We start from the raw sequence: 12,717 nt of genomic DNA, 5'->3' as shown, positions 1-12,717 counted from the left end.
AAACCAATTAGAAACCATGAAAATTAAATCAACCTTACTGGGGCTTTCAGCCTTACTCCTGGCAGGCATGGTGCAGGCCCAGGATGGATGGAACTGGCCAGCTGATTCTGCGGAAGAAGCCAAGGCTAGAGAATTAAACGCAGCCTACACCGACTACATGAAAGCCGAGCAATTTATAGAGGCGACCGGACCACTCAACTGGCTATTGGTGAATGTACCGGAACTCAATGAGTCTATCTATATCAACGGTGTGACCATCTATAAAGGTGCTGCTGATGCGACTGCTGACGAAGCTCAGAAACGAGTATATCAGGACTCTGTGATGGCTATCTACGATAAGCGTGATCAGATCTATGACAATGCACCCAAGTGGATTGAGAACAAAGCCTATTTCGGTTATGGCTTTTACAAAGGCACAAAAGAAAAGCTAGGAGATGTTGTAGCCGACTTTGAGCGTGCTATGGAATTAAATGGAGAACTGTCTTTGGTCGATCTATATGCTGCTTACTTCGATGCAGTTTACCGTCACAATGCATACAACAAGGCTTATGAGCCAGAAGAGGTATTGGCAATCTATGATAAAATTCAGGTAGATCTTGATAAGATGGCTGCTGAAGGAAAAGATGTTTCTCGTCCAAAAAGCACTACAGAAACAATTCTTGTGGCCATGAAGCTGATTGATTGTGACTTTATCGAAAATACGATGGGTCCTAAGCTAGCTGCTGATCCTACCAATGAGGCACTTGCAAATCAGATCTTCAAGTACTCCGTGCAGTATAAGTGCTTCTCTTCGGATGCTTTCTTGACAGCTTTGGAATTGATAGATTCCAAGAATCCAACTTACTCTACTTCTCAAGTAAGAGCAATGCGATACATGCAGGCTCAAGATTATGAAAAAGCGCTTCCTGTAGTGGAAAAAGCTTTGGAGCTGGCTGAAAACGACACGCAGCGTGGCGAGATGCAGATGGAATTGGCTAAAATCTATGGAAACATGGGCCGTAAGTCTGACGCGAGAAATGCTGCTAAGCAAGCCGCTTCTCTTAATGAAGAATTGGTGAAGGATGCGTATACCTTGGTTGCGCAGCTTTACATGAACTCGTTCAACGATTGTAGAGGTGGTCAGTCACGTGCTAAAGATTACTCTATCTACATCGCAGCTTACAATGCCTATCAGCGAGCAGGAGACTCTCAAGGTATGGCTAGTGCGCGATCTAGATTCCCTTCCAAAGAAGAGCTCTTCACAGAAGGCCTTCAGGCAGGATCCACCATCAATACAGGATGCTGGATTGGAGAGACCGTCACCTTGGCAACAAGAGACTAATCCGACACAAAACATATTTGAAAGGCAGTCCTTAGGCTGCCTTTTTTTATTAAACCCCATCAAAAAATGTCTCGTATCTTTGCGTGATGAAGCAGTTGTTTGCAGCAATTCTACTATTCTTTAGCCTTTCCATCATTTCCTGCCGGGAGGATGTGGATGCATCCGCGCTACAAGTGTACGATGGCCCGATCAATGTCGCCACGAATATTCACATCATCGAATCTGACTCTGCACTCCTGCGATCCGAAATTCGAGCACCCAAGCAAATGGAATTCTTGGAAGGAGACATGGAATTTCCGGAAGGAATCGAAATACAGTTTTTTGAAAAAGACGGGACACCAAGCACGAAAATCCAAGCTGATAAGGCCTTTTTTGATAAAAAAGAAAACCTATACCGTGGGCAGGGAAATGTCCAGGTGGACAACGAAATCGAAGATCAGCACTTACAGGCAGAGGAGCTTTTTTGGGATCCGAATAAAAAAATCATTTACACAGAGACCTTTGTGACCGTTCGAGATAAGCAAACGCTATTCAACGGTACAGGTATGGTCGCTGATGAGAGTTTTACCAATTACACCCTGAAGAATGTCCGTGATAGTCGGACGGTACTTCCCGGAGAAAATTTATGAAGTTAGCAGATGTCCTAATCCTTTCCCTCGCTTTGGCTCTGATTATCATTGGAGTACATCAGACCATGACAGTAGGAATCGGTTTTTCATACACGATTTTTATGTTTGCTGTGGCCTTGCTATTTTGGTTTCAGTATCGAAAAACCAAACGCGCTGAAGAACAGCAAAATGAGCCTCCACAGGGAAAAAAGAAAAATAAGCGATAAGCATTCATGGAAACCAGCTATTTGATTTACGTCATCATCACCCTACTTTTTTCGGCTTTCTTTTCGGGGATAGAAATCGCTTACATCTCAGCTAACAAACTTCAGATAGAGCTACAGAGCAAGCAGGGCGCCTTTGCAGGTAAAGTGCTGAGTGGATTTGTGCAGCAGCCGGGTCAGTTTATTGGGACCACTTTGATGGGAAATACCATTTCCTTGGTTCTTTATGGTATTTTCATGGCTTTTCTCTTGGAACCACCATTGGCCGCCTGGCTACCAGAAGGATTCAATCAGCAGGCAGTGATTTTGATTTTGCAAACAGTGATTTCCACCATCATTGTTTTGGTGACAGCTGAGTTCTTGCCAAAAAGCCTTTTCATGCTCAATCCAAACAGCATGTTAAACGTTTTCGCCCTCCCTTTTTTGATCATTTATTACCTGATGTACCCGGTAGTTTGGGCCGTGGTGGGACTTTCCCGATTTTTTATCACAAAAATCTTAAGGCTAGAATACAGCGAGGACAAGCCGGTTTTTACCGTTACGGACCTTAATAGCTTTATCCAAAACCACCTTCAGCAGGACAAATCTGAGGGAAATCCCGAAATCGACACCAAGATTTTTGACAATGCGGTGGAGTTTAAAACCATCCGGGTCCGGGAATGTATGATTCCAAGGACAGACATCGTAGCAGTGGAAGTAGAAGACGACATTGAAGAACTCAAAGAGGTCTTTGCAGAAAGTGGACACTCGAAAATCATCGTGTATCGGGAAACCATCGACGATGTAATCGGCTACTGTCATCAGCTAGAGCTTTTCAAAAAGCCCAAAACCATCGAGGAAATCCTGACGCCAATCATCATCGTACCAGAATCTGCACTTGCCAATGAGCTGCTGATCCAATTTATCCAAGAGCGCAAAAGTCTCGCTTTGGTCGTAGATGAGTTTGGCGGTACGAGTGGGATCGTCTCGATGGAAGATATTATTGAAGAGATTTTTGGAGAGATCGAAGATGAGTATGACAGCGACGATCTGATCGAGCAGAAAATTTCCGAGCACGAATTTCTCCTGAGCGCCCGACATGAAATCGACTATCTGAATGATAAATATGGATGGGAATTGCCTCTTGGAGACTATGAGACCCTATCCGGTTTGATTCTTTCTTACACAGAAAACCTTCCTAAAAAAGGTGAATCCATAATCATCGGGCCTTACACATTCTCTGTTGTATCTAAGCAAGAGCACCGAATCGATTCACTTCGCCTGAAAATCAACCATTCAGCAATTTTATAGATAAAGCTTTGATTCAGAATATATTTTGAAAATCGTTCGCAATGCCGTTATTTTGCGTCTCTTCTAAAAAAGTGTACTAAAACTAATGGCATTAATTAAAGAAATAAGACAGCGGACAGGTCTCGCTATCGGCGTAATCGCAGGCGGGTTGATTCTATTCCTTTTGGGCGGGGATTTACTAAGCCCAAACTCCAGCCTTCTCGGAAACAATAACCCTGTAGTCGGTGAGATCGCCGGCGAAGATGTCACCTACCAAGAGTATGTGGATAAGGTGGAGGAATTTCGAATAGCTTATCAGCAACGGACAGGAAGAGCTCCTTCTGAAGTAGAAATGTTCTCTGTGCGTGAGCAAGCTTGGCAGTCCATGATTGTAGACAAGGTTTTCAAAGAAGAATATGAAAAACTTGGTCTTACCATTTCTCCAGAAGAATTGGTCGATATGGTGCAAGGAAAAAACATCGTCCCTGAGCTTCGTCAGCAATTGGTCAATCCACAGACTGGTCAATTTGACAAAACACAGCTAATCAGCTTTCTTCAGTCTCTAGAAACAGCAGATCCTGCTCAACAAGCTTTCTGGGCACAGCAAGAGCAACTTTTCGCAGACTCTCGTCTTCGTATCAAATACGATAATCTTCTTGGTACTTCCGAATATGCAACTTCAGCAGAAGGCAAAATGGAATACAAAGCAGCAAATACCATTGCTGAGACTTCCATTCTTTTTGTCCCTTACTATGCTGTCCCTGATTCAGCGGTAAGCGTAACCGAAGCTGAAATGCAAACCTACCTCCGTGAGAACAAGGAAAAGTTTCAGACTGGAAATACAGCCAATATCGAATATGTGAATTTCTCCATCCTTCCAAGTGCTGCTGATTCAGCGGAGGTAATTGAAGAAATCACTCAGTTGACTGAGGAACTTCGCAACAGCGATCAGGATTCTGTTTTTGTAAACAGAAACTCAGATATCCGTCCGGCATTCTACACTTTCCGTCCGGGAGATGAGTTTCCTCAGGATTTCACTAGAAATACAGATGAGTTTGTAGAAGGTGTGACTTACGGTCCTTTTGTAACAGCTAATTCTACTTACATCAGCTTCAAGGTGACCAAGAAGTACGAAGGCACTCCAAGAATGAGAGCATCGCACATCCTTTTCAGTACAGAAGGAATGGATGATGTAGCCAAAGCTGGTATCAAATCACAAGCAGAAGAAGTTCTTCAGGACTTGAAAGAAGGTGGTGATTTTGCGGCAGCAGCAAGAACCTATGGTCAAGATGGTACGGCTCAGCAGGGCGGAGACCTAGGATGGTTTGCCAAAGAGGAGTTTGTGGAAGAATTTGCAAACGCAACCTATGCGAGAAGATCTACCGGCTTATTGCCAAATCTAGTGGAGACAGAATATGGTTTCCACATCATCGAGGTGACTGAACTGCCACAATCTGAATACACTTCTATCGCAGTTCTTCAAAAGGAATTGATCGCCTCAGATGCTACTCGCAATGAAGCATTCAGAAATGCAGATGCTTTCGCAGCAGAGTCTGGAAATAGAAATGAATTTTCTGAAAACGCTATTGATCAGAACTACCGAGTACTTCAGGCAAATAATGTAGATGCTGGTGCAAGAAACCTAAACAACCTACAGAATGCACGCGAGATCATTCGATGGGCTTTCGCAGAAGCTTCAGAAGGTGAAGTATCTCCTGTCTTTGAACTAGACAATGCCTACATCGTAGCTTCCCTAGTAAGCAAGAAAGAGGAAGGCGACGCAGAACTTGCTGATGTGAGAGATCAAGTAGAGGGTCAGGTAAGAAATGACAAGAAAGCAGCTTTGATCAAAGAAGCCCTTGCAGGAAAGTCTACTTTAGAAGAAATGAAGGCTGTCTATGGAGATGATGCTTCATTAAATGAAATTCCTGATCTGAAGCTTAGCTCATCCGTGATTCCGGGAATTGGCTTTGCACCAAAGGCAGTAGGAGCGATCTTCGGGCTTTCAGAAGGACAGCTTTCCCAACCAATCCAAGAGGATATCGGAGTCTTGGTAGGAAAGCTTAATGCCCTTACGCCGGCTGCCGAAATCGCTGATTACACAGCATATCAATCACAGCTAGCACAAAGCGGAGCACAACGAGTCAGCTATCAAGTGATGATGGCTCTCGAAGAGCTCGCCGATGTGAAAGACTATCGATATAAATTCTTCTAAGAATCAAAACGGGAACCCATGTCGATCGACATGGGTTTCTTTTTGAGTATAGGTTTAGAAAGGAATACAATGCAAAAGCCATTTAACAAAACCAACTTCAAAGAGAAACTAGAAGCGCATGGGGATTTTCCTATGTTGTATATGTTTAAATTCATCGTGCCCAATGGGCAAGAATCAGAAGTAGCTGCGATTTTTCCAAAAAATGAACTAACAATCAAGCCTAGTTCAGGAGGAAAATACATCAGTACCACCATTCAGATGATGGTTCAAAGCGCTGATGAGGTCATCAGCTACTATGAAAAAGCCTCGAATATAGAGGGAGTAATTTCACTTTAACCCCAAATCCAATGTGGAAAGAAGAAAATAACCGACTCAAGCGAACATTTAAATTCAATGATTTTCAAGAGGCATTTGCCTTCATGACCCGAGTGGCATTTTTGGCGGAAGCACAGCAGCACCATCCCAACTGGAGCAATGTGTACAATACCGTAGAAATCGAGCTGACCACGCACGATGAAGGAAATACCATCACGGATAAAGATCGAAAACTGGCTAAAGCGATAGATGCCATCCTAGGATGAGTGAATCACCGACAATCAGTCTCTTCCTTGTACCGACTCCAATCGGCAACTTAAAGGATATTACCCTTCGTGCGCTGGAGGTTCTCAAGTCCGTAGATGTGATTCTCGCTGAAGATACCCGCACTACGGGGCAATTGCTCAAGCATCTGGAAATCTCCAATAATCTTCAGTCATACCACATATTTAACGAGCATAAAGCAGTCGAAAAATTGGTGGAACGGATGAAGAAAGGGGAAATCTTTGCCTTGGTTTCCGATGCGGGTACTCCGGGGATTTCTGACCCTGGCTTTCTATTAGTACGAGAGGTCATTGCGGCTGGACTGGAGCTACAAAGTTTACCGGGAGCAACCGCCTTCGTACCTGCCTTGGTCAATTCAGGACTACCTAATGACCGTTTTGTATTCGAAGGGTTTCTTCCCCATAAAAAAGGCCGGAAAACTAGAATTGATGCCTTGATGGAAGAAAGTCGCACTATGATTTTTTATGAGTCTCCCCATCGATTGATCAAAACTTTGGAGCAGCTTGCAGAAGCCTTTGGTGGGGATCGTCAAGCTTGTGTATCCCGCGAGCTGACCAAACTCCATGAGGAAAATATCAGAGGTAGCCTCGATGATCTCATCGAATATTATCAGACAAATATCCTCAAAGGGGAAATCGTCCTGACCGTAGCAGGAAAAACCGAGCAGAAGGAAAGCCGCGAAGAAAAGCGCCTGGCTAAATACGGAAAAAGTAAAAACAGCAAATAGATATTTTAAGCTTTAGAAAGCCACCAGAGTATGAAAGATTCGGAATTAAAGAGACTCTTGGAGCAAACCCAAGAGGTGGCCAAGTCAGTCGGTGCATTTATCCGCAAAGAACGGCAGCATTTTGATGTCAAAAATGTGGAGCACAAGGGCTTCAATGATTTGGTATCCTATGTCGATAAAGAGGCTGAGCGACAAATCGTGGATCAATTATCAAAAATTTTTCCTGAAGCTGGTTTTATCACCGAAGAAGGGACCAACACCACTCGTTCAGAAGTTTACAATTGGGTGATTGATCCTTTGGATGGTACTACGAATTTTATCCACGGTATTCCGGTATTTTCTGTCAGTATTGCTTTGATGGAACGGGATGAGGTGATCTTGGGAGTAGTATATGAAATTAATCTCCACGAGTGCTTTTACGCTATCAAAGGTGGAGGAGCATTCTGCAATGAAACACCGATTCAGGTGAGTGCCGCTCCAAATTTGGCCGCGTCCCTGATTGCTACGGGATTTCCTTATTACAATTTTGAGCAAATCGATAAATACCTAGCGGCTCTGAAATCGCTGATGCAATCGACGCATGGGCTTCGAAGATTTGGCTCTGCTGCGGTTGATTTAGCCTACGTCGCATCGGGAAGATTGGAGGGCTTTTTTGAATATAACCTGAATTCCTACGATGTAGCGGCGGGAGCTTTGATCGTGCAGGAAGCTGGAGGAAAAGTGACGGATTTTCTAGGAGGAGGAGATTATATCTTCGGCCGGCAGATTGTCGCGACCAATTCTAAAATTCACGATGAGTTTTTGATTGAATTGAATCGAATCTGGTCAGCCTAAAAACCAATACCAAATCCCAAGAGTAAAAACGGAGATCACCATTCCCAAGCCGGAAAGTAAAGCAGCTAATCTAGGTGCCAGATTATAATTAATAGCAACAATTGAGCCGGTGATCATGGGTGCCATGGCCGATTCCAATACGGTGACCTTGAATGTCAGTTCCTGCGGGTCTATAAAATTCCGATAAATCAGAAAGACAATCACAGGAGCCAAAATCAGTCGATAACTCAATCCTAACCAGAAATAGGGGGATTTCAGGTCTCCTTTAACTATCCGAAATCGGAGGCCAATTGCCAACAAAGCAATCGGAGCCATGGTCTTTCCGATCCAGGTCAAAATCGGAATAAGAATCTCTGGTGTGTTCCACCCCAACAAACTCATCACAAGTGTACCGATCAAAAAACCAAAGGGAGGAAATTTGATAATTTTCAAGGGAATAGCACTGAGATTTCCCTTTTGATGGCTATAAAGGGAGGCGATGACAATAGCCATCGAGGAAACTAGCAAGAAGGATCCACCTTGATCCATTAGCAAAGCCACCGGCAAGCCTGCTTTTCCATACAATGCTTCAATCACCGGGAATCCCAAAAAGGAAGTATTTGCCAAACCGGCAACAATGGCAAGGCAAGCGGTTACTTCCCGTGTCCAACCCAGTACTTTTCCCAGTGTACCAAATAGCGCCCAGGAGAGAAAAAAGGTCAACCAAGCTGCCGAAATAGGAATTAGCAAATCCCATCCCGGTTCAATTTGCGGAATGTAAAGCAAGGCTAGAGCAGGAAGTACTAGGTTAAACAAATAACTATTGACCCAAAAAATCGCCCGCTCCACTGGAAAACCCGGCTTTCGCTGGAGATACAAACCTAAAAAGAGACAAGCTAAAGCGATGAAAGGGGCGATCATTAAGGCAATTTATAAATCTCAACTTTTATTAACATAAAAATAATTTGGCATCATTGTAGCAGCTTGATAATCAGACTAGTTTTGTATCAAGATAAAAAGCCATGACCAAACTTATACCGATTTTTATCAACGGAACTAACTGGATTCAGCTTTCCCAACTTCAGGGAGATCAAGCCCGAAAGTTGAGATCTTGGATTCCCAAAAATTGTCTGAAGAGTGTTCGCTATCAAGGATTGCTTTTGAAGGACTGCCTGGATTTTGAGACTTATGAGCTTTGGTTTCGAACACAGCAGGTAGCTGAGCCGAAGCTTGGGCTTTCAGACTTTTAAGCAAGCATTGCTATTCATACTCGGCTTGAATTATTCAAGCCCAAAATTTTTTCGCTTTTCGGCAAAATAAGTTTCCAAATCGGGATAAAAGTCACTACTAGCCTCAGGTATCCCATCCAACACCAATTCCATTTTTCCATCCAGTTCATCCTGATTGACCTGCATCCCCTCGATCAGATAAATCAAATCTTCCAAATTCATTGGCTCTTCCACCTTTGAAGGATATAATAGGTACTCATTTCCATAAAAATCAACCACCTCAAGCTGTATCATTAGATCGAGTGCGTGGGCGTAAATACTGATCTGCTCTCCCCATTGACTCTCCGGATAGTGAAGCTTCACCAGCAGCACTGAATTGCTGCCTTCTGAGAAATAGGTTTCTGGTCGGAATTTGAAATCAAGCATATAGCGAAATTAGCAAAAATGTGATGGAGACATCCTTCCAAAGCTTTGAGAAAGACCTTCTTTTGGATAAAAAAATCCATCTTCATTTCCCTTGCTTGCTACATTGGATTATCGGGAGTTTCGGGCTATTTTTGAACCTTGTAAGTGTTAAGCCCTCAGGAGCAAATTTCCAGTAGGCAATCAATCCCACAAATTATGCAAAGAGATAAGGTAGTATTTGATCTCATCGACAGAGAAGAAGACAGACAAAAGCGCGGAATCGAATTGATCGCCTCCGAAAACTTCACTTCAAAGCAGGTGATGGAGGCAGCAGGTAGCGTATTGACAAATAAATACGCGGAGGGCCTGCCCAAAAAGCGCTATTATGGAGGATGTGAGGTAGTAGATGAAATTGAGCAAATTGCTATCGATCGTGCCAAAGAGCTTTTCGGAGCTACTTGGGCTAACGTGCAGCCTCACTCAGGAGCTCAGGCCAATGCAGCAGTAATGCTTGCATGCCTAAAGGCTGGCGACGCTATTTTGGGATTTGACCTTGCTCACGGTGGACACCTGACTCACGGTTCTCCTGTCAACTTCTCGGGAAAATTATATGAACCTCACTTTTACGGTGTGGAAGAGGAGACGGGAGTCATTAATTATGACAAGGTGGAAGCCACTGCATTGGAAGTAAAACCCAAAATGTTGATTTGCGGAGCTTCTGCCTATTCAAGAGATTGGGATTATGAGCGTCTTCGAGATATCGCAGACCAAGTAGGAGCCATCTTATTGGCAGATATATCCCATCCATCAGGACTGATTGCCAGAGGCCTTTTGAATGACCCATTGGAGTTTTGTCATATTGTCACGACTACTACCCACAAAACCTTGCGTGGACCTAGAGGAGGTTTGATTTTGATGCGGGAGGATTTTGATAATCCATGGGGTATTAAAACTCCCAAAGGTGAAATCCGAAAAATGTCTTCTTTACTAGATATGGGCGTATTCCCGGGTACTCAGGGTGGACCATTGGAACACATAATTGCTGCTAAGGCGGTGGCTTTTCAGGAAGCACTTTCTGACGAATACATGGAATATATTCTTCAGGTGAAAAAGAATGCTGCTGTCATGGCAGAAGAATTTGTGAAATTAGGCTATAAGCTAATTTCTGGAGGGACTGATAACCACCTGATGCTAATTGATCTTCGGAATAAGGATCTGACTGGAAAAATCGCTGAAGAGACACTCGGTAAGGTAGATATCACGATCAACAAAAACATGGTGCCTTTTGACACTAAGTCCCCTTTTGTGACTTCCGGCATGCGCGTAGGTACTGCTGCCGTGACGACCCGTGGTCTGAAAGAAAAGGATATGACTAAAATCGTCCAATTGATCGACAAAGCCCTTATGAATCATAGTGACGAGGCTATTCTCAATCAAATCCGATCAGAAGTAAACGAATGGATGGTTCAGTTTCCATTGTATTAATTACCCAAATTTAAATCGTGGCATTAGACCAACTACAGGAAGAGGAAGAAGGAATGTCCTTCTTGGATCATTTGGAAGCACTACGATGGCACTTATTGCGATCGGTAGCTGCGATTTTGATTTTCACAGTCATAGCCTTTCTCTCCAAAAGCATCGTATTTGGAATCATCATTTTGGGTCCGTCCAAAATTGATTTTCTCACCTATCGCGTGCTTTGTGACATTGCGATGTACCTGAATGTTCCGGCGCTTTGCATCGATAAACTTCCTTTCACCATCCAAAGTAGGCAGATGACCGGACAGTTCTCCATGCACATGACTTCCAGTTTTGTGGTAGGTTTTATTGTGGCCTTTCCCTACGTATTTTGGGAAGTTTGGCGATTTATCAGTCCAGGGCTTTACGATCAAGAAAAAAATGCTGCAAGAGGAGCTGTTTTCTTCGTGAGTTTGCTGTTCTTCCTTGGTGCTGCTTTTGGATATTATATCCTATCTCCGCTTTCGATCAATTTCCTTTCCAACTATAGACTGGACCCTTCCATTCTCAATGAATTTGATATCACTTCCTATGTGACGACTTTGACTATGTTGGTGCTTGCATCAGCTATCATGTTTCAGCTTCCGGTGGTGATCTATTTTCTGTCTATGAGTGGTTTGGTGACTTCAGGAATGCTCCGAACTTATCGTCGGCATGCCATTGTTGTGATATTGGTATTGGCAGCGGTAATTACCCCTCCTGATGTGATATCTCAGTTGCTGATTGCGATGCCGATTTTGGTGCTGTATGAGGCAGGGATTACCATTGCGAAGCGCCTGGAAAAGAAACGTGCACTCAAAGAAGCCGAGTACGAAAGACAATTTGACGACGAGTAATTGAATACATATTTTGTATCCTATAGCTTAAAACCATCTAATTGATAAATAAAATCTTATCCACTATGTCCAGAAAAATAGCAATTGGCGGTGACCATGCCGGGTTTGAATATAAAACTCAACTAATCCAGAAGCTTGAAAAGTCTGGCTATGAGGTCAAAGATTTTGGCCCATTCTCTGATGCTTCAGTCGATTACCCTGACTATGTACATCCGCTTTGCAGCGCTGTGGAAAGTGGAGAATTTGAAAAAGGCATCGTCATCTGTGGAAGTGGAAATGGGGTAGCCATTACTGCCAATAAGCATCAGGGAGTTCGAGCTGCTCTCTGCTGGAATGAAGCCATTGCATCACTTGCACGACGTCACAACGACGCAAATGTGATCGCCATTCCCGCCCGTTTTATCCCCTATGAGCAAGCAGAAAACCAAGTGGAAATCTTTTTGACGACTGAGTTTGAAGGAGGTCGCCATAGCAAGCGAGTAAATAAAATTGCCTGCAGCTAATCTGAGAAGGATTTAATCAAAGCCTTTTCGAAAAATAGATTCTTCTATGGCCCATTGGAAAGTCCTTGATCTCTCCGATAGGCTGATAACCATTTTTTAAGTAAAATTTCTCTGCCTGAAAATCAAATGTATCCAGCATAGCGATTACGGCTCCTTTTTTTCTAGCAAGAGTCTCGATATAGGCTAAAATCCGGCTTCCAAGGCCCTTCCCTCTATATTTTTCATGGACCCAAAGGGCCCGAATTTCCAACCCATTCCAGTAACCTATTCCCCCAAGAATCCCACCGATCTCCACTCCTTCCTTCGTTTTTGCCACAAAATCAAAAGAGGTCCAGTTTGGAGCAAGAGGGGGCACCTGACTGAGGTTGAACTCATTCAAACCATCTGAGATAAATTTTATTTCTTGACCATTGCAAGGCTCTATTGATATTTCGCTTATTCTCACCACT

General features: G+C 43.5%; 16 protein-coding genes. 13 read left to right on the top strand and 3 right to left on the bottom strand.

Translation table 11 applies throughout. The annotated features are described in order from the left end of the window. Positions 1–16: 16 nt before the first annotated feature. From G457_RS0109460 to G457_RS0109420, 9 genes are all read left to right on the top strand, one after another. Positions 17–1,321 (top strand): tetratricopeptide repeat protein, encoded by a 1,305-nt coding sequence (locus G457_RS0109460; protein WP_026946259.1) that lies wholly within the window; start codon positions 17–19, stop codon positions 1,319–1,321. Between the two features lie 86 nt (positions 1,322–1,407). Continuing rightward, positions 1,408–1,950: an LPS export ABC transporter periplasmic protein LptC gene (lptC, locus tag G457_RS0109455; protein ID WP_026946258.1), complete on the top strand. Its 543-nt coding sequence runs from the start codon at positions 1,408–1,410 to the stop codon at positions 1,948–1,950. Continuing rightward, the gene (locus G457_RS0109450) at positions 1,947–2,156 is read left to right on the top strand and encodes a hypothetical protein (protein ID WP_026946257.1); all 210 of its coding nucleotides are present in this window, start codon (positions 1,947–1,949) and stop codon (positions 2,154–2,156) included. Before lptC ends, G457_RS0109450 begins: the two co-directional genes overlap by 4 nt. Before the next feature lie 6 nt (positions 2,157–2,162). Next, positions 2,163–3,443 carry a hemolysin family protein gene (locus G457_RS0109445; protein WP_026946256.1) on the top strand — a complete coding sequence of 427 codons (1,281 nt, stop codon included), beginning with the start codon at positions 2,163–2,165 and terminating at the stop codon, positions 3,441–3,443. A gap of 85 nt (positions 3,444–3,528) precedes the next feature. After that, positions 3,529–5,637, top strand: a complete 2,109-nt coding sequence (locus G457_RS0109440) for a peptidylprolyl isomerase (protein ID WP_026946255.1) — start codon at positions 3,529–3,531, stop codon at positions 5,635–5,637. Between the two features lie 18 nt (positions 5,638–5,655). Continuing rightward, a complete protein-coding gene (locus tag G457_RS0109435) occupies positions 5,656–5,973 on the top strand; it encodes a DUF493 domain-containing protein (protein WP_248602846.1) in 318 nt (105 codons plus the stop codon). Positions 5,974–5,984: 11 nt separating this feature from the next. After that, entirely contained in the window at positions 5,985–6,218 is a 234-nt protein-coding gene (locus tag G457_RS0109430) for a 4a-hydroxytetrahydrobiopterin dehydratase (protein WP_026946254.1), read from the top strand. Then, entirely contained in the window at positions 6,215–6,964 is a 750-nt protein-coding gene (gene rsmI / locus G457_RS21310; RefSeq protein WP_051260776.1) for a 16S rRNA (cytidine(1402)-2'-O)-methyltransferase, read from the top strand. Before G457_RS0109430 ends, rsmI begins: the two co-directional genes overlap by 4 nt. A gap of 30 nt (positions 6,965–6,994) precedes the next feature. After that, complete coding sequence (locus tag G457_RS0109420) at positions 6,995–7,798, top strand: inositol monophosphatase family protein (protein ID WP_026946253.1); 804 nt, start codon at positions 6,995–6,997, stop codon at positions 7,796–7,798. Here the strand turns inward: G457_RS0109420 and G457_RS0109415 are convergent. Next, positions 7,790–8,698 carry an AEC family transporter gene (locus G457_RS0109415; protein WP_026946252.1) on the bottom strand — a complete coding sequence of 303 codons (909 nt, stop codon included), beginning with the start codon at positions 8,696–8,698 and terminating at the stop codon, positions 7,790–7,792. The two genes, G457_RS0109420 and G457_RS0109415, sit on opposite strands and share 9 nt — an antisense overlap. Positions 8,699–8,799: 101 nt before the next feature. On the opposite strand from G457_RS0109415, the gene G457_RS0109410 reads away from it, so the two are divergent. Then, on the top strand, positions 8,800–9,027 hold the full coding sequence (locus G457_RS0109410; protein ID WP_026946251.1) for a hypothetical protein: 228 nt from the start codon (positions 8,800–8,802) through the stop codon (positions 9,025–9,027). Between the two features lie 30 nt (positions 9,028–9,057). Here the strand turns inward: G457_RS0109410 and G457_RS0109405 are convergent, their stop codons facing one another. Beyond that, positions 9,058–9,432 carry a hypothetical protein gene (locus tag G457_RS0109405; RefSeq protein WP_026946250.1) on the bottom strand — a complete coding sequence of 125 codons (375 nt, stop codon included), beginning with the start codon at positions 9,430–9,432 and terminating at the stop codon, positions 9,058–9,060. A 195-nt stretch (positions 9,433–9,627) separates the two neighbouring features. On the opposite strand from G457_RS0109405, the gene G457_RS0109395 reads away from it, so the two are divergent. The 3 genes from G457_RS0109395 to rpiB all read left to right on the top strand — a co-directional run bounded on the left by G457_RS0109395 (position 9,628) and on the right by rpiB (position 12,268). Continuing rightward, positions 9,628–10,896 carry a serine hydroxymethyltransferase gene (locus G457_RS0109395; protein WP_026946249.1) on the top strand — a complete coding sequence of 423 codons (1,269 nt, stop codon included), beginning with the start codon at positions 9,628–9,630 and terminating at the stop codon, positions 10,894–10,896. 17 nt (positions 10,897–10,913) lie between these two features. Next, positions 10,914–11,765, top strand: coding sequence for a twin-arginine translocase subunit TatC (gene tatC / locus G457_RS0109390; RefSeq protein ID WP_026946248.1), 852 nt, complete (start codon positions 10,914–10,916; stop codon positions 11,763–11,765). 65 nt (positions 11,766–11,830) lie between these two features. Then, positions 11,831–12,268, top strand: coding sequence for a ribose 5-phosphate isomerase B (gene rpiB, locus G457_RS0109385; protein WP_026946247.1), 438 nt, complete (start codon positions 11,831–11,833; stop codon positions 12,266–12,268). A gap of 16 nt (positions 12,269–12,284) precedes the next feature. Here rpiB and G457_RS0109380 read toward each other — a convergent pair whose 3' ends face one another. Beyond that, on the bottom strand, positions 12,285–12,713 hold the full coding sequence (locus tag G457_RS0109380) for a GNAT family N-acetyltransferase (RefSeq protein ID WP_248602845.1): 429 nt from the start codon (positions 12,711–12,713) through the stop codon (positions 12,285–12,287). Positions 12,714–12,717 lie beyond the last annotated feature (4 nt).

It is taken from the genome of Algoriphagus marincola DSM 16067 (assembly GCF_000429405.1).
GTDB lineage: Bacteria > Bacteroidota > Bacteroidia > Cytophagales > Cyclobacteriaceae > Algoriphagus > Algoriphagus marincola.
This window is presented reverse-complemented; position numbering and strand designations above follow the sequence as displayed.